This is a genomic window from Nonomuraea sp. NPDC049269, from assembly GCF_043197155.1.
Lineage (GTDB): Bacteria > Actinomycetota > Actinomycetes > Streptosporangiales > Streptosporangiaceae > Nonomuraea.
In genome coordinates this window covers 221,437-237,770 of sequence record NZ_JBICSO010000006.1, presented here as the reverse complement: position 1 = coordinate 237,770, position 16,334 = coordinate 221,437, and the positions used below count along the sequence as shown (strand labels likewise).

General features: G+C 70.6%; 14 protein-coding genes. 5 read left to right on the top strand and 9 right to left on the bottom strand.

The genetic code is table 11. From position 1 onward, the window contains the following. Nucleotides 1–146 precede the first annotated feature (146 nt). Together ACGFNP_RS32965 and ACGFNP_RS32960 are read left to right on the top strand one after the other, a co-directional pair. Nucleotides 147–950, top strand: a complete 804-nt coding sequence (locus ACGFNP_RS32965) for a WecB/TagA/CpsF family glycosyltransferase (protein ID WP_358328293.1) — start codon at nt 147–149, stop codon at nt 948–950. A gap of 39 nt (nt 951–989) precedes the next feature. Continuing rightward, complete coding sequence (locus tag ACGFNP_RS32960; protein ID WP_393325334.1) at nt 990–1,616, top strand: hypothetical protein; 627 nt, start codon at nt 990–992, stop codon at nt 1,614–1,616. Here the strand turns inward: ACGFNP_RS32960 and ACGFNP_RS32955 are convergent. From ACGFNP_RS32955 to ACGFNP_RS32930, 6 genes are read right to left on the bottom strand one after another with little or no spacing between them, the layout of a single operon-like run. Further along, the gene (locus tag ACGFNP_RS32955; RefSeq protein ID WP_358328299.1) at nt 1,591–2,502 is read right to left on the bottom strand and encodes a sulfotransferase; all 912 of its coding nucleotides are present in this window, start codon (nt 2,500–2,502) and stop codon (nt 1,591–1,593) included. The two genes, ACGFNP_RS32960 and ACGFNP_RS32955, sit on opposite strands and share 26 nt — an antisense overlap. After that, a complete protein-coding gene (locus ACGFNP_RS32950; protein WP_393325332.1) occupies nt 2,499–3,779 on the bottom strand; it encodes a lipopolysaccharide biosynthesis protein in 1,281 nt (426 codons plus the stop codon). The genes ACGFNP_RS32955 and ACGFNP_RS32950 overlap by 4 nt, the downstream gene beginning before the upstream one ends. After that, a complete protein-coding gene (locus ACGFNP_RS32945; protein ID WP_358328889.1) occupies nt 3,767–4,612 on the bottom strand; it encodes a sulfotransferase domain-containing protein in 846 nt (281 codons plus the stop codon). Before ACGFNP_RS32945 ends, ACGFNP_RS32950 begins: the two co-directional genes overlap by 13 nt. Nucleotides 4,613–4,617: 5 nt before the next feature. Further along, nucleotides 4,618–5,523 (bottom strand): hypothetical protein, encoded by a 906-nt coding sequence (locus ACGFNP_RS32940; protein ID WP_393325330.1) that lies wholly within the window; start codon nt 5,521–5,523, stop codon nt 4,618–4,620. Then, entirely contained in the window at nt 5,520–6,797 is a 1,278-nt protein-coding gene (locus tag ACGFNP_RS32935) for a hypothetical protein (protein WP_393325328.1), read from the bottom strand. Before ACGFNP_RS32935 ends, ACGFNP_RS32940 begins: the two co-directional genes overlap by 4 nt. After that, nucleotides 6,794–8,095 (bottom strand): YveK family protein, encoded by a 1,302-nt coding sequence (locus ACGFNP_RS32930; protein ID WP_393325326.1) that lies wholly within the window; start codon nt 8,093–8,095, stop codon nt 6,794–6,796. Before ACGFNP_RS32930 ends, ACGFNP_RS32935 begins: the two co-directional genes overlap by 4 nt. A gap of 358 nt (nt 8,096–8,453) precedes the next feature. On the opposite strand from ACGFNP_RS32930, the gene ACGFNP_RS32925 reads away from it, so the two are divergent. Then, complete coding sequence (locus ACGFNP_RS32925) at nt 8,454–9,485, top strand: glycoside hydrolase family 26 protein (protein ID WP_393325324.1); 1,032 nt, start codon at nt 8,454–8,456, stop codon at nt 9,483–9,485. Here ACGFNP_RS32925 and ACGFNP_RS32920 read toward each other — a convergent pair. From ACGFNP_RS32920 to ACGFNP_RS32910, 3 genes are all read right to left on the bottom strand, one after another. Continuing rightward, a complete protein-coding gene (locus tag ACGFNP_RS32920; RefSeq protein ID WP_358328316.1) occupies nt 9,430–10,311 on the bottom strand; it encodes a sulfite exporter TauE/SafE family protein in 882 nt (293 codons plus the stop codon). The two genes, ACGFNP_RS32925 and ACGFNP_RS32920, sit on opposite strands and share 56 nt — an antisense overlap. Continuing rightward, nucleotides 10,308–11,522 carry an adenylyl-sulfate kinase gene (gene cysC / locus ACGFNP_RS32915; RefSeq protein WP_393325321.1) on the bottom strand — a complete coding sequence of 405 codons (1,215 nt, stop codon included), beginning with the start codon at nt 11,520–11,522 and terminating at the stop codon, nt 10,308–10,310. Before cysC ends, ACGFNP_RS32920 begins: the two co-directional genes overlap by 4 nt. A gap of 69 nt (nt 11,523–11,591) precedes the next feature. After that, complete coding sequence (locus tag ACGFNP_RS32910) at nt 11,592–12,308, bottom strand: class I SAM-dependent methyltransferase (protein WP_393325320.1); 717 nt, start codon at nt 12,306–12,308, stop codon at nt 11,592–11,594. 61 nt (nt 12,309–12,369) lie between these two features. On the opposite strand from ACGFNP_RS32910, the gene ACGFNP_RS32905 reads away from it, so the two are divergent. Then, a complete protein-coding gene (locus ACGFNP_RS32905; RefSeq protein WP_358328325.1) occupies nt 12,370–12,768 on the top strand; it encodes a signal peptidase I in 399 nt (132 codons plus the stop codon). 52 nt (nt 12,769–12,820) lie between these two features. Then, on the top strand, nt 12,821–16,309 hold the full coding sequence (gene mfd, locus ACGFNP_RS32900) for a transcription-repair coupling factor (RefSeq protein WP_393325317.1): 3,489 nt from the start codon (nt 12,821–12,823) through the stop codon (nt 16,307–16,309). Nucleotides 16,310–16,334: the final 25 nt, after the last annotated feature.

Sequence of the window (16,334 nt, the reverse complement as noted above, 5' to 3'; positions counted from 1 at the left end):
TCGCGTCCGGCCTGAGCGGGCGGATCGAGGTATGGCGCTCTTCCGTACTCCGGCGGGACCGTCACATCCTGCCCCCGTCGCGAGGAGTCCTGATCCGGGGAGCGACATGAGAGGGGCTCATGGGGGCGTCGGGAGAGGGGCGGGGGATGGCTGGGGAGAAGGAGAGGCCGGGGCGGGTGGTGGTCGGGGGCGTGGCCGTCGATCCGCTGACCGAGCGGCAGGTCGTCGAGCACGTGGACGGGGAGCTGGAGGCCGGGCGGGGCGGCCGGATCGTGACGCCGAACGTCGACATCTGCCGGGCCGTCGAGAAGGACGACAAACTACGTCACCTCGTCAACTCCGCGGACCTGGTCGTGGCCGATGGGATGCCGCTGGTGTGGGCGGCGCGGCTGCTCGGCACGCCGATACCCGAGCGGGTCACCGGGGCCGACCTGATCTGGTCGTTGAGCAAGCTGGCCGCGCGCCGAGGGTGGCCGATCTATCTCCTGGGCGGCCCGCCGGGTGCGGCCGTGTCAGCCGCTCGTGAGCTCACCGCCTGTTATCCCAGGCTGCAGGTCTGCGGCGTGGACGCGCCGCCGTTCCGGTTCGAGAACGGGGATGGAGGGCGTGAACGGGTGCGGCGGAGGGTCGTGGGAGCGGGGCCGAGACTGGTGTTCGTCGGGCTCGGGTTTCCGCGGCAGGACCGGCTGATCGCGCGCCTGAGCCAGGATCTGCCGGGGTCGTGGTTCGTGGGGTGCGGGTCGGCGATCGCGTTCGCCGCCGGGACGGTCCCCAGGGCGCCCGGCTGGATGCAGGGGGCGGGGCTGGAGTGGGCGTTCCGGTTGGCGACCGAGCCCGGACGGCTGGCCAGGCGCTATCTGATCGACGACCTGCCGTTCGCGGCCCGGCTGCTGGGTGGCTGCCTGCGCAAAAGGGCCTCTTCAGGAAGCATCAGGTCCACTCGGGAATAGGCCTTCTGCCGCCGGTTCGCGGGCCCATAGGGTGTCGCAGTGAAATTACCCACCCGGGCCCGGTTCGTCGGCCTGCTGATGCTCGTCTACTGCGTTCTGCTGGTTCTGCTGGCCGTCCTCGTGATGGTGAGCCCGGCCGCGAGTACGTTCGCGAGGCTGCTCTCGATCATCGCGTTCCCGGCCAGCCTGGTGATGTTCCTGCTGCCCGATCTCCGTTTCGAAGACCTGGTGACGGTCGCCCTGTTTACCGGGCTCGGGCTGGTGCAGGCGGTGCCGTTGTGGTGGTTCAGCAGGGGCAGACCCCGTGCCGCCGGCGGTAACGCGTGGGCCAGAGACGAGACGATCACCGAGTTCACCGGCCGGTATTCGCGCGGCCGCCTGGCCTTCTGGGTGACCACGGGCTATGGCGTGTTCTGCATGGGGGCCATCGCGGCGGGGGTGTTCGACATGGCCGGAGACATGACAGGCGTGGTGAGCCCGGTGCTGATCTACGCGCTGCTGCCGCTGTCGGTCCCCGCCCTGCTCGTGGGGAACCTCTTTCTCTACATCTACGCGTTCGTGATCGCGGCGATCGTGCAGACCAGGCTGGTGTGGGTCCTGCTGCGTGGCCGCGGGGTGGCCGTGGACCTGCCCATGCACCTCAGGCCGGGAAATCTGCGGAAGTGAGCGCCCGTACGCGAGACGCTTCCGCGGAGGTCAGGCCGCGGGTGGCCGTTTCGAGGGCGCGGCGCGAGTTCATGGGGCGGAAGGCCGTGCGGGACAGGGTCAGGCCCGACCAGGCGAACGCGCTGCCACTGCCGGCGGGGGCCGTGCAGGCTCTGGTGATGCGGCGTTCTGCGGTGGGTGACCAGGCGAGGCCCGCGTAGGCGTACAACTCACGGAAGCCCTGGACCGGTGCGGCGGCCAAGGCGTCGTAGGAGGTCAGCAGGATGTCCGGAGTACGGGCGAGGATCGACCGGGTGACCCGCCACAGGGCCGCCGCCTTGGCGATGCGGTCCTGGGAGCCGACGAGGGCGCGTAGTGCCAGGAGTTCGGGGTGGTCGCGGATGAGCAGGGGCTGTTCGAGGAGTTCGTGGAAGTAGACGGTCCAGCCGAGGCGCTGCCAGCTGGCTACGAACGCCACCGGGTCGCGGGTCAGCGCGATCACCTTGCAGCCCAGGCGCGCGGCGAACCAGCCCGCCGACAGCACCGCGAACGGGTCGTCGAGCAGTGCGCGCCGGCCCAGCAGGCGGCCCAGTGTGAAGGCCGTGCCGTAGCGCGCCATGCGGGCGAGATCGTACGGCGAGCGGTTGGCGCGGAGTTCGGCCAGGTAGCGGTAGCGCAGCGCCACCGTGTCGCGGAAGGCGGGCAGCCAGTCGGCGGCGTTGTCATCGCAGATGTACTGGAAGCGGTGGGTGACGTGCGCCCGCAGGACACCGGGACAGCGGCCGGGCGGATGCTGGGGGTTCAGCGGCTCGTTGACGTAGACGAGGTCGCCCCCGGCCGCCAGCATCTTGCCCGTCCAGCTCGTGCCGCTCCTGGGCAGGCCCGTCACCAGGATGGGAGCGGTCATGCGGTGGCCCAGGAGCGGACGCGGAGTGCCGGGAGGCTGTGGCGGCCGAAGGGGTGGAGGCCGTAGCGGTGGTGCAGTTGCCAGAGGGGGAGCAGGTTCTTCACGACCATCCCGCCCGACCAGCCGAGCACCGCGCCGAAGGCGCCGTGGGCCGGGATGAGCGCCACGTCCAGCACGACCGTGCAGGCGATCGCGGCCACCAGGTTGAGCAGGCTGGCCGTGGTGTGCCCGGCGGCGGTCAGGACGACGTCGACCATGCCGCACGCCGTCGCCAGCATCATCGTGCCCGCCAGGACCAGCGCCACCGGCACGGCGGCGTCGTACCCCGCACCGAACAGCCGCAGCAGCCACGGCGCCAGCGCGGCGTACCCGAGCCAGACCGGCCAGGTGAGCAGCACCAGCCAGACCGTCGCCGCCTGGTACAGCTCCCGCGCCCGCGCCAGTTCGCCGTCGGCCATCGCCCTGACCAGCCTCGGTTGTACGGCCTGCGCCAGGCCCTGGTTGGCGAGCTGGCCGACGACCTTGAACCGGGTGGCGGCGGTGTAGACGGCCGCCTGGACCGGGCCGCCGAGCACCGCGACGATCACGATGTCGAGTCGCTGGAACACCGCCTGGATGGCGCCCGCCATCGAGCGCGGCGCCGTGTAGCGCCACAGGTCGCGGCCGGTTCCCGGCAGGTACGGCGTACGCGGCAGGCGTCCGCGTAGCTGGATCGCGGCGAGCAGCGCCACCGGCAGGTACGGCAGCGCCCACGCCAACGGCAGCCACTGCGGCCTGACGGCGACGGCCGCGGCGGCGACCAGCAGGAACTGGAGCGCGGGCAGCGCCATCCCGTCGAGCAGCACCGTGGGACGCATGGCGCCGAAGCCGCGGGTGGCGGCGAGCAGGACGTCGGCGACGACCATCACCGGCAGAGCCACGGCCAGGAGACCGAGCCGCGGGTAGAGGACCGCTCCGAAGGCGGTGGCGACCAGGACCGCCGGGACGAGAGCTGCCCGGATATATCCGGAAATGCCGTGGTAGTCGTAGGTCTTGGCGCGGGCGATGAAGTAGATGAGGCCGTTGCCCGCGTCGAGCTTGGCCACTCCGGCGATCATGAGGGCCAGGGCGGTGGCGGTGAAGAAGGTGCCCGCCTGGTGCGCGCTGAAGGCCCTGGTGACGACCACCACCAGCAGGAACTGCGCCGCCGCGCTGATGGCGGCCCCGGTGATGCCCGCGATGCCACCCTTGGCCACCTGCCCGAGCGGGCCCGCCAGGCGTGCGGTCAGCGGCGCCACGACGGGTCACCCCCCAGCCAGCGGGTGAGCCGCGTGTCGTACACCTCGAAGTGGTCCCTGAGTGCTCGCCTGACCGAGTCGGGCAGCGGCCGGGGCAGTGGCCGCCCGTTGTGCCGCTCGAACGCCGGGTAGCCCAGATGCGGCAGGCCGAGGAAGTCCAGCACCCGGTCGTACATGCGTTCGGGCTCGGTGAAGAAGCGGTGGCTGTCGAGCACCAGGATGCGTTCGCGGCCGAACAGCGGCTCCAGCCGGTCGAGCTGCTCGGCGTATCGCCCGCGCGCCAGGTAGGCGTGGTGGCGGTGCGAGTGGTGGACGGAGTAGGGGCGGGCCCGCAGGCTCTGCTCGGCGCCGGCCAGCCGTGGCACCTCCAGCTCCACGGCCCGCTCGAAGCCGGACTCGGTCTCGTACCCCCTGGCGAGCTCGTGGGCGTGCGCCGAGCACGCCCGCTCGACCGGGTCGCGGACCAGCACGATGAGCTTGACCTCGGGCAGGTCGGCGGCGATGCGCTCGCCGGCCAGCGGATGGAACAGGTAGTAGGGCGACGACTCGAACGCCAGCGGGTGCGTGCCGTGGCGGCGGGCGAGCCGCGCGGCGGCCGCCCGGAGCGGGAAATGCCCCTGATACCAGGACAGACCTCGCCCGTAGCTGGCGTCGAAGTAGTGGACGCCTTTGTGCAGCACCGGTTTGAGCAGCAGCGGGTGCCGGGCCAGCGCCCGGTAGAGCGACGTGGTGCCGCACCGCTGCGCCCCGGCGATCAGGAACGACGGCAGCATCCGCACGCTCGACGTGAACTTCCCGGTGGTCCGGGAGACGGACAGCACCGACTGCTTCATGGTGTTCACGTGACTGACTCCTGCTGATCGATGAGGGGGTTGAGCCAGGTGTCCGGCGGCCCGAGGGGTTCGTGGTCGTCGGCGGCGTGCCGGTCGGCCAGCGCGATGAGGTAGTGCAGGGCCGTCCGCCTGGCCTGCGGGGCCGACAGCCCGAGCGGTGCGAGCACCGGCAGAGCCTGCGCCAGGCAGGCCCGCGCTGCCGTGGGCGGGTTCATCCGCCGCAGGGCGCGCTGGAAGAAGTGGTGCACGGCGTCGAACCCGTAGGGCACGCCGACCGCGTAGCGCTCCCAGTCCCACACGAGCAGCCGCCCGTCGCCGGACGGTGCGATGTTCCAGGGCGACAGGTCGCCGTGCCAGGCGGCTCCCTCAGGGCCGCCGGTGTCCGCGATCTCCCTGACGGCGTCGGTGAGCAGCGCGGCGGGGACCCGGCCGCGCCGGACCGGCAGCGGCGACAGGGCCAGAACCGAGAACTCCCCCCATTGCCCGTGGTGGAGCACGGCCGGCACGACGACCGTCTTCAGCGCCAGCTCGCCCATTTTCCTGAGCGCGGCGGCCTCGCCGTCGACCAGCTCGCGGGTGCGCGCGGTGTCGCCGACCTTCACGAACGCCAGCAGAGAGCCCTCGCGGCGCGCCTCCAGAACGGGCTTGCGATTGGCCCGCCTGGCCGGGCGTACGTGGAGGGCGGTCTCGACGGGGACGCCGAGGACGTCGCTCAGATGGGTCTCGATCGACTCCTCGATGTGCACCATGACCCGGCGCCCCAGCAGCGCGTGCCATCGGCGCCGGGGGGCCAGGCGGCGTGGCACCAGCCGGTGCGGCAGCACGCTGTAGGGGCGCGGTGAGCCGGGGCCGGGGTAGAGCGACCGCAGCGTCTGATCGAGATAGCGCAGCCGCCGGTTCGCGTCGTTCACGAGGCCTCCTTGGCGTTGCGCCACAGGAGGGCGAACGAGATGAGATAGAGGCTGAGCGGCGTGACCAGGCCGTCGTACACGAACATGTAGAGCAGCACGAGGATCATGACGAGCACGCCCGCGAGCCCGATCGGGCTGCGGTCGGGCCAGTGGCGCCGGATCGCGCCCAGGAAGAACGCCACGTAGAGCGCCGCCCCCACGAAGCCCTGGGTGATGATCAGCAGCCAGAGCTGCCCGTCGCTGCCCAGCGGCGGATGGCCGCAGCCGCCGCACCACTCGGTCTTGCCGGTGGTGATCGTGCGGTGGTTGCCCATGGCGTTGCGGGTGTTGCCGTAGCCGATGATCGGGGAGTGGGCGGCCGCCGCGATGGTCGCCGACACGGTGAAGGCCCTGATGTCGTTGGAGTGCGGGTTGTCCAGGCGCTGGCCGACCAGCGAGGCGAGCGGGCTGAGCGCGAACGCCAGCGTCGCCGCCACCGCCGTGGCGCACAGGGCCAGCCTGGTGCGTCCGCCGACCCGGACGATCAGGTAGAGCCCGGCCAGCCCCAGGCCGATCCAGAGGCCGCGGTTGAGCGAGTAGACGATCGGGATGGCGGCCACGGCCGTCAAGGCGATGGCCGCCGCCTTGCGCCCGCCTCCGCCGTACACCCACCAGCCGACCACGAACCAGATCAGCAGCACCGACACGTTGCTGCCCCACGCGTTGGCCCACTCGAACGGCGCCTCGGGGCGGGGTGAGGCGTAGCCCAGCACCTTCTGGGTCTGGGCGGCGGTGGGGTGGATGAGGTTCTGGACGAAGGCGTTGTCGCTGATCCAGCCCGGCAGCACCCGCTCCACCGGCGAGGTGAACTCCAGCCTGGGGAAGAACACCCCGAGCAGCCCGCCCACCACGGTCGTGACGAACAGCACGCCGAGCATCCGGACGAGTCTGAGCTGCGGCAGCTCCCGCTCGGTCAGGTTGCCCAGGTAGAGAACCATGATCAACAGTGCCGTGTAGAGCGCGAACCGCATGAGGTAGCCGATCACCCGCCCGGCGTTGAAGCCGCCGTAGGTGTCGGGCGGCATGTCGGCCAGCATCAGCGCGCTCACCGTGTATCCGGCCAGGAGCAGCAGCCACAGGCCGAACCCGCGTGGCACCCGGATCGGCCGGCGCCGCCAGAGGATGACGGCCATGGGCGCCGCCAGGACGATCACCGACAGGCCCCCGAAGCCGAGCGCCCACCACACGGGATAGCCGAGCAGGAGCGCGCCGATCGGCCACGCGGGGCCTCTCATGGCGAGGTGCCCGGTGGCTGGGGGAACGCCGTCATGGGATCCGTCTCAGGGGACAGGCCGGGCTCCAGCTCGCCGCTGGCGACCAGCTTGCCGAGCGAGGCGCCGGCCCGCGAACCGTGCCTGGGGGCCGGGTCCGCCGTCGTCACCACACCGATGATCGGTACGTTGTGCCTGCCCAGATGGCGTACGGCGGCGTCCGCCTGCACCGAGGTGGCCCGGCCGACCCCGACCAGCAGCAAGGCCGCGTCGGCCCGGGCCAGGTCGCCCACGTCGGAGCCGGTCAGCAGCGACAGCGGCGCGGTGCGGGCCAGCGGCCCGAGCACTGATTTCGCGCCGAGCTCGGACGGGATCGCCCTGATCAGCAGCCGCTTGCCGGGGCAGGCGGCGACCACGGCGGCGGCCAGGTCATTCGGCACGCCCCGGGCCGGCGGGTCCGACAGGTCGCCGAGGACGGGCAGCCCGGTCAGCCGCTCGACGTCGGCGGCGGTGCGCAGCCGGGTGTCGAGCCGGTCGCGGACGTAGGCGGCGGCCGTGCCGAGGAGCAGGCCGATCATGAGCCCGGTGCCGAGGTAGAGCGGCAGGCTGGGCGAGCTCGGCACGGTCGGCGGCGTGGCCTGGCTGATGATCGAGCCGGGAGTGACGGCGACGGTCTTCAGCGCGTCGTACTTGAGCGTGAGGCTGTAGGCCTGCCGGTTGAGCACGCTCTGCCGGTGCGCGGCGATCGTGTGCTCGATGGTGCCCTTGCCCAGCCGGGCGAGCTCCTTGATCACGGTGTCGAGCGCGGTGTTGACCTGCCGGAGTTTGACCAGCATTGCCCGCTGCTGCGCGGTCATCGTCGCCTGCGCGCTCTCGGTGCGGTTGGTCAGGTACGCCTGCGCGTACGCCTGCGACTGGGCCGCCGCGACGGCGGGGTCGGCGGCGGTGACGGAGATCCACAGCACGGCCGAGTTGGGCGGCACCGAGACCTCGACGGGCTCGGGCGTGCTGGTCTTGAGCTCCTTCGCGGCCTTGGCCGCCACCACGGACGACTGCGCGATCTGCGCCTCGGTGTCGAGGTTGAGTGGTTCGCGCTGCCGGTTGGTCACCTGGTTGCTCTGGTCCTGGATGCCCACGGGCGCGACCAGGACCTGGGTGGTGGCGGTGTAGGCGGGCGGGGTGACCCGCAGCAGCGCCAGCCCCGCCGTGCCGCCGGCCAGCAGGAGCCCCAGGAACGGCAGCCAGCGTCTGCGCAACAGCGAGAGGTGCTCCGCCAGGTCGGTGCCGGGGCGGCGGCCCAGGTAGTCCGGCGACAGGCTCATTGGGGCGGATCTCCCTTGGAGTATGTGCGCGGAGTCGCCGATCGGCGACTGTGCGTCACGAGTCGCGGGCATCCGCCCACTATAGGTGGAACCGCTTTTGCCCAGGACGAATCTTGGGAGATTTCTCTGGAGCGGCCAGTAATTCACCCTCCAATAACCCGAAATAATGCGAAATTGGGGACGGGCTGGATGGTCGATGACCTGGCGATACACCAGCTCCTGCTGAAGTTCTGGGAATGGCATGGCATGGTTCAGGTTTGATAGGACGGGGGTCCTTGGGCGAGGGGGTTGAACGGCCTTGAACCGGCGAGGAATTTCTCGTATAGCGGTAAATATCGGCATCAAAGGTGTCGCGCTGTTGGTCGTCGCCGTGCTCGCGGGCTGCTCGGGGCAGCCGGAGGGCCTGGAGAGGCCGGCGCGGGAGCCGAGCGTCAGGCCGAACGCGGAGAGCTCGCCGTCCTGTGCGGTCACCGCCCGGCTCATCCCGTCATGCGGTGCCTGGTGGGGGATCGCCCCAGAGGTCTTCACCGGCACGGGCGTCGAAAGGTCGCTCCAGAGCGCCGAGACCCGCATCGGCGGCACCGCCGACGTGCTGCACGTCTATCACCGGGGCAAGGAGGAATTCCCCACCGAGGAGGAGGTCGGGCTGGCCCGTGACCCGGTCCGGCCCAGGCTGCTGCTCATCAACTGGAAGCCGTCGCTGGACCGCACCTGGGCGCAGATCGCCGACGGAGCCATCGACCGAAGGATCGACCGGCTGGCCGACTACATCAGGCGCACCTTCCCCGAGCGGTTCTTCCTCACCCTGCACCACGAGCCGGAGAACGATGTCGACGCCACCCCCGGCTCGGGCATGCAGGCCACCGACTACGCCGCCATGTACCGCCACGTCGTGCTCAGGCTGCGCGACAAGGGCGTCAAGAACGCGGTCACGGTCATGACCTACATGGGTGCCCCGAACTGGGCGGCCAAGCCCTGGTTCGAGCAGCTCTACCCGGGTGACGACGTGGTCGACTGGGTGGCCCTCGACCCCTATGCCGATCACCGGGTCGACGACTTCGACGGCCTGGTCAACAAGACCCGGCCCGACTTCGGCCAGTGGCCGGGGTTCTACCGCTGGATGCAGTGGCGCTTTCCCGGCAAGCCGGTCATGGTCGCGGAGTGGGGCGTGTTCGAGCGGTCCGGCGACCGTACGGCCAAGCGCTCGTTCTTCGAGTCGGTGCGCACGCAGATCCAGCACTACCCGCAGATCAAGGCACTGATCTACTTCGACTCACCGCACGCGCCGCGCGGCGACACCAGCTTCGACTCCGACCCCGCCGCCGGGCGGGCGTTCAGCGAACTCGCGCGAGATCCGTACTTTCACTCGACGCCCGTGCCGCGGCCCTGACGCGCCAGCGCCAGCCCGCGACGGTCACGACCACGGCGCCCGCGAGCACCCACACGGTCAGGGTGTTGCTCGCGTCGAGCAGCTTGAGCGCGGAGGCGAGCAGGACGATCCCGAGCATCGCCCTGATGAGCCCGCCCGGCGCCCTGGAGGAGATCCGGGCACCGAGGTAGACACCCGGGATGGAGCCGATGAGCAGCGAGAGCGTCAGCTGGAGCTGGAAGTCGCCGAAGAGCAGGTGGCCGAGCGCGGCCGAGGCGACGAGCGGCACCGCCTGCACCAGGTCGGTGCCGACGAGCTGGTTGGCCTTGAGCGCCGGATAGAGGGCGAGCAGGGCCACGATGATCAGGGAACCCGAGCCGACCGAGGAGATCCCGACCACGAGACCGCCTACCGTACCGACCAGTACGGTCGGGATTGGGCGCACGACAATATCGTGGGCGCTCGACGAACCGCCCTTCCCGCCCAGCCACGTCTTGGCGACCAGGCCCGCGACGGCGAGCAGCAGCGCCACGCCGAGCGCGTACTTCACCCCGTCGCCGACCGCGAACGCCCGCGCCACGAACACCCCGCAGAACGCCGCCGGCACCGACCCCACGCAGAGCCAGCCCACCAGGCGCAGGTTGACCGTGCCCCTGCGCAGGTGGACCGCGCTGCCGACCGGTTTCATCACGGCCGAGGCGACCAGGTCGCTGGAGACCGCCGCCAGCGGCGAGACGTGGAAGAACAGCATCATCATCGGCGTCATGAGCGCGCCGCCGCCCATGCCGGTGAGCCCGACGACGATGGCCACCACAAAGGAACCGAAGATCAGGGGGAAGTCGATCAACGAACCCAGCCTCCGCTGCGCAGCGCCCCCAGCACCTGGGAGACGGCCGCCTCGATGGAAATGTGTGTCGTGTCGATGACCAGATCGGCGTCGTCCGGCTCCTCGTAAGGGTCGGAGACGCCGGTGAACTCGGGGATGAGCCCGGCGCGGGCCTTGGCGTACAGGCCCTTGCGGTCGCGGCGCTCGCATTCCTCCAGCGGGGTGGCCACGTGCACGAGCAGGAAGTCGGCCCCGACCGACTCGACCATCTCGCGCACCTCCTCGCGGGTGTCCGCGTAGGGGGCGATGGGGGCGCAGATCGCCAGCCCGCCGTGGCGCGCGGCCTCGGCGGCGACGAAGCCGATGCGCCGGATGTTGAGGTCGCGATCGTCCTTGGAGAACGTCAGGCCCTTGGACAGCAGGTGGCGGACCACGTCGCCGTCGAGGTAGGTGACCGTGCGGCTGCCCAGCTCCAGCAGCGAGTCGCGCAGGCCGCGGGCGATCGTGGACTTGCCGGAGCCGGACAGGCCGGTGAAGAAGACCACGAGCCCGCGCCGGTGCGGCGGTCCGGGGATGCGCACCGGCTCGGGGCCGGCCAGGTGCTCGGTGGCTCCGTAGGCGGTGGCGACGTGCTCGCGCAGCTCCAGGTCGATCTCGGGCTCCGCGCGCGGCGCCAGGGGCACCGAGACCACCAGCGTGCCCTCGGGCAGCTGCTCCTTGGCGCGCAGCGCGGCTCGTACGACGGCCGGGCCCGTCTCGCCGTAGGAGAGGGGGAGCAGCAGGATCACCGCGTCGAGCTCTTTGGCGGTGGCGACGATCTCGGTGAGGTCGTCGAGCGGTCCCCGCATGGTGACGGCGAGGGCTTCCCGCCCGTCGAGCTCGTCGCGTACCTGTGCCGGAGTACGGCGGAGCCGGGCGAACGGGCCGTGCTCCGGGGCGCCCAAGCCCTTCACCGGGCCGGAGGTCAGGCCGTCGGGCTCGCGCTCGGCGACGGTGAGCACGGCCAGCGGCACGCCCTCGGGGTCGAGCAGCGTGACCTCGTCACCGGGGGCGGCCGCTTCGGGCAGGTGGAGCGTGATGGGCGCGGGCCACGGGGTGCCGTCGGCGAGCGTGCCGCGCTCGTGCACCGCGTGCAGGTCGTCGTGGCCGAGGTACCCGTTCAACGGCTGGAACGCGCCCGAGAGCAGCAGCTCCAGATCGGCCAGCTCGTACACGCCGGGGGTCCACTCCACGTTCTGCCATCCCAACTATTCCGATTGAATTGGTAGGAAAGGAGTCTATCCTTTGCTACAAGTGTGTCGCTAGATGAGGCGTGCGAAGTGGTTCTGTGGCTTTCTGATGACCATGGCGATCTCGTCGTGTGAGGACGGGAAGCGGTCACGGGTCAGTTTGGCCGTCAGTGTGACGGCCGCGCGCCCGATGCGGCCCATGGCCGGGCCGCTGGTCGCCTCCTGGTCATCGGTGATCATGAGGCCGCGCGTCAGGCAGAAGGCGTGTATCCCGTCGCGCGAGGTCACCGGCCCGTAGACGGCCGGCAGCGGGCCCGGCGTGCTGGCGGCCACCAGGTGCCGCCAGAGCAGCCGCCGCAGCCAGGACGGGGTGATCCGGTCGAGCAGGCCGTAGGCGGACTTCCGGTCGCGCATGCGCAGCAGGATCAGCCCGCCGGGGCGCAGCGCCTGGAGCAGCCGGTCGAAGACCAGCTCGGCGTGCTGGATGCGCTCCAGCAGGAATGAGAGCTGGATCACGTCCACGGACCTCGGGGGCAGGGGCACGCAGCGCAGATCGCCCAGCGACCACCTGACGAGATCGGCTCGCTCGGCGACCGCCGTCCTGATCGGGGGCAGGTCCTCGTCGACACCGGTGATCCTGGTGTCGATCCGGTCCAGGACCAGTGGCTCGTCGTGCGCGCATCCGGCGACGAGCACGTCGAGCCGCCTGCCGAGCTGTCCGGCCCACTGTTCGCGGATCCGCTGACCAAAGAGATCGCCCCTCGGGGCTACCGACCGCACCTCAGACATGTCACCCAGAGTAATCAATCGACGCCAATTAGTAAGGCATTTCCCTGCTAGCTTCTGCGCCGTGAGTGATCTCGTGTACGTGGGCAACGCGAACGTCGACGCCGCGATGGACCATGGCTGGCTCCTGGGTCATTTCAAACCCTACGGGGACCCGAGACACAGCAATGACGTGGAAATCAAATGGGGCACCCACCTTCCGGGCGACGAGCGCGCCGAGTGGGTGAAAGGCGAAGAACGTACGGCGCTGCTGATCCTCATCTCGGGCCGCTTCCGCGTCGAACTACCGGGGAGAAGCGTGCTGCTCGCCGAGCGAGGCGACTACGTGGTCTGGGGCAAGGGCGTGGACCACTCCTGGCGCGCGGAGGAGGAGTCGGTGGTCCTGACGGTCCGCTGGCCGTCCGTCCCGGGCTACAAGGTCGCCGAGCAGGACGGGGGCGTGGGGCAGATGCGAATAGAGTAGAGGCACCCCCACGCCCGCCGGCTGGGGGTAATCGTCGTGGGGCTATCGAAAAATGAGTCTGTCCGGGCTTCTTGATCTTGTCATCTCCGACCCCAAGCTGACCGCCGCTCTGGAAGAGGGCGGAGACATCTCACTGGTGGCGCCGTCCGCGCTGCGGCCGTTCGGGGTGGCCGCGCTGGCCGGGCACGATCAGCGGGCCGTGCTGGCGATCACCGCCACCGGCCGCGAGGCGGAGGACCTGGCGAGCGCGCTGACCAGCCTGATCGAGCCCAGCTCCGTGGCCGTCTTCCCCGCCTGGGAGACGCTGCCGCACGAGCGGCTCTCCCCGCGCAGCGACACCGTGGGACAGCGGCTGGCGGTGCTCAGGAGGCTCTCGCACCCGGTCAAGGACGACCCGTCGGCCGGGCCGCTCAGCGTGGTCGTGGCCCCGATCAGGGCGCTGCTCCAGCCGATCATGAAGGGTCTGGGCGACCTGGAGCCGACCCGCCTGCGCGCGGGTGACGACGCCGACCTCGACGAGGTCGTGCGGCGCCTGGTCGAGAACGGCTATCACCGGGTCGACATGGTGGAGAAGCGGGGCGAGGTGGCGGTCCGCGGCGGGCTGCTCGACGTGTTCCCGCCGACCGAGGAGCATCCGCTGCGGCTGGAGTTCTGGGGCGACACCGTCGAGGAGATCCGCTGGTTCAAGGTGGCCGACCAGCGGTCGCTGGAGGCCGCGGACGGCGGGTTGTTCGCGCCGCCCTGCCGTGAGCTGCTGCTCACCGCCGAGGTCAGGGAGCGGGCGCGCGAGCTGGGCCGGGAGCACCCGGCGCTGGCCGACGTGCTCGACCAGCTCGCCGAGGGGACGCCGGTCGAGGGCATGGAGGCGTTCGCGCCCGTGCTGGCGGGGGAGATGGACCTGCTGGTCGACCACCTGCCCGCCAACGCCGCGGTGTTCGTCTGCGACCCCGAGCGGATCAGGAGCCGGGCCGAGGAGCTCGTCCGCACCTCGCAGGAGTTCCTGGAGGCGTCGTGGATCAACGCCGCGGCCGGGGGCGAGGCGCCGATCGATCTCGGCGCGGCGGCGTTCCGCTCGCTCGAGGAGATCCGCGGGCACGCCGACGTGCTGGGGCAGCCGTGGTGGACGATGGCGCCGTTCGGGGCCGGGGTCGAGCTCGACGCGCAGGACTCCGAGGCGTACCGGGGCGACACCAGGAAGGCGCTCGACGACGTCAAGGGCTGGCTGGCCGAGGACAAGGCGGTCGTGCTGCTCAGCGAGGGGCACGGCCCGGCCGAGCGCATGGTCGAGGTCCTCAAGGGCGTGGACGTTCCCGCCCGGTTGGTGAAATATCTGGATAAGTCGCCAGATCCGAAGGTTGTCCATGTCTCGACGGGGTTGATCGAGCACGGGTTCATCACCCCCAACCTCGCGGTGCTCACCCACCTCGACCTCGTCGGCCAGAAGGCGTCCACCAAGGACATGCGCCGCCTGCCGTCCCGCCGCCGCAACATGGTCGACCCGCTCCAGCTCAAGGTCGGCGACCACGTGGTGCACGAGCAGCACGGCGTCGGCCGCTACGTCGAGATGGTGCAGCGGACGGTCCAGGGCGCGACGCGCGAATACCTGGTCATCGAGTACGCCAAGGGCGACCGCCTGTACGTGCCGACGGACCAGCTGGACGAGGTCACCCGCTACGTCGGCGGCGAGGCCCCGACGCTCAACCGGATGGGCGGCGCCGACTGGGCCAAGGCCAAGTCCCGGGCGAAGAAGGCGGTCAAGGAGATCGCGGGCGAGCTCATCCGCCTCTACTCCGCGCGCATGGCCTCGCCCGGCCACGCCTTCGCCGCCGACTCCCCGTGGCAGCGTGAGATGGAGGACGCCTTCCCGTACGCCGAGACCGGCGACCAGTTGGAGGCCATCGACGAGGTCAAGCGCGACATGGAGCGCGGCGTCCCGATGGACCGGCTGATCTGCGGCGACGTCGGCTACGGCAAGACCGAGATCGCGGTGCGGGCGGCGTTCAAGGCGGTCCAGGACGGCAAGCAGGTGGCTGTGCTGGTGCCGACCACGCTGCTGGTGCAGCAGCACATGTCGACGTTTACCGAGCGGTTCTCCAGCTTTCCCGTCGCGCTCAGGCCGGTCTCCCGCTTCCAGACCGACGGCGAGGTCAAGGGCACCCTGGAGGGGCTCCGCAGCGGCGCCGTGGACCTGGTGATCGGCACCCACCGGCTGCTCAGCCCCGAGGTCAGGTTCAAGGACCTGGGGCTGATCATCATCGACGAGGAGCAGCGGTTCGGCGTCGAGCACAAGGAGGCCATGAAGCACCTGCGCACCCAGGTGGACGTGCTGGCCATGTCGGCCACGCCTATCCCGCGCACGCTGGAGATGGGCCTGACCGGCATCAGGGAGATGTCGACCATCCTCACCCCGCCGGAGGAGCGGCACCCGATCCTCACCTTCGTCGGACCGTACGACGAGAAGCAGATCGCGGCCGCCATCAGGCGCGAGCTGATGCGTGACGGTCAGATCTTCTTCGTGCACAACCGGGTGGCCTCGATCAACCGGGTGGCCGCCCGGATCAGGGAGCTGGTGCCCGAGGCGCGCATCGCGGTGGCGCACGGGCAGCTCAACGAGCACCAGCTGGAGAAGATCATGGTCGGCTTCTGGGAGCGCGAGTACGACCTGCTGGTCTGCACCACGATCGTGGAGTCCGGCCTCGACGTGCCCAACGCCAACACGCTGATCGTCGACCGGGCGGACAACTACGGCCTCTCGCAGCTGCACCAGCTGAGGGGCCGGGTCGGGCGAGGCAGGGAGCGGGGTTACGCCTACTTCCTCTACCCGCCGGAGAAGCCGCTCACCGAGACCGCCCACGAGCGGCTGGCGACGATCTCGCAGCACACCGAGATGGGCGCGGGCATGTACGTCGCGATGAAGGACCTGGAGATCCGCGGCGCGGGCAACGTGCTCGGCGCCGAGCAGTCGGGCTTCATCGCGGGTGTCGGCTTCGACCTGTACGTTCGGCTCATGGCCGAGGCCGTGCAGGAGCAGAAGGCCAAGCTGTCCGGCGTGGAGGTGGCGGAGGAGCACCACGACGTCAAGGTCGAGCTGCCGATCAACGCGCACATCCCGCATGACTACGTGACCTCCGAACGGCTGCGCCTGGAGGCGTACAAGCGGATCGCCGCCATCTCGGCCGACATCCACATCGACGAGGTCCGCGCCGAGCTGACGGACAGATACGGCAAGCCGCCCGTCGAGGTGGAGAACTTGCTGGCCGTCGCGCGTTTCCGCATCCGGGCCCGCCAGGCCGGGCTCACCGATGTCACGCTGATGGGCCAGAACATCAAGTTCGGCCCGGTCAGGTTGCGGGAGTCGCAGCAGGTACGCCTCGACCGGCTGTACAAGAAGGCCATCTACAAGCAGGCGGCGGAGACGCTGCTGGTCCCGGCGCCGAAGACCAAGCCGCTGGGCGGGCAGCCGCTTCGCGACCTCAACCTGCTCAAATGGTGCGGGGACCTGGTCGAGGCGATGTTCCTTGAGCCGGCGAGGGTAAGCTAGCCGCGGTTTTGTCGGAAAGGACGCA

Excerpts from the sequence above, each read along its gene's own strand:
- ACGFNP_RS32965 (WP_358328293.1), top strand. The coding sequence starts at position 147 with ATGGCTGGGGAGAAGGAGAGGCCGGGGCGGGTGGTGGTCGGGGGCGTG.
- ACGFNP_RS32955 (WP_358328299.1), bottom strand. The coding sequence starts at position 2,502 with ATGACCGCTCCCATCCTGGTGACGGGCCTGCCCAGGAGCGGCACGAGC.
- ACGFNP_RS32945 (WP_358328889.1), bottom strand. The coding sequence starts at position 4,612 with ATGAAGCAGTCGGTGCTGTCCGTCTCCCGGACCACCGGGAAGTTCACG.
- ACGFNP_RS32935 (WP_393325328.1), bottom strand. The coding sequence starts at position 6,797 with ATGAGAGGCCCCGCGTGGCCGATCGGCGCGCTCCTGCTCGGCTATCCC.
- ACGFNP_RS32930 (WP_393325326.1), bottom strand. The coding sequence starts at position 8,095 with ATGAGCCTGTCGCCGGACTACCTGGGCCGCCGCCCCGGCACCGACCTG.
- ACGFNP_RS32910 (WP_393325320.1), bottom strand. The coding sequence starts at position 12,308 with ATGTCTGAGGTGCGGTCGGTAGCCCCGAGGGGCGATCTCTTTGGTCAG.
- mfd (WP_393325317.1), top strand. The coding sequence starts at position 12,821 with ATGAGTCTGTCCGGGCTTCTTGATCTTGTCATCTCCGACCCCAAGCTG.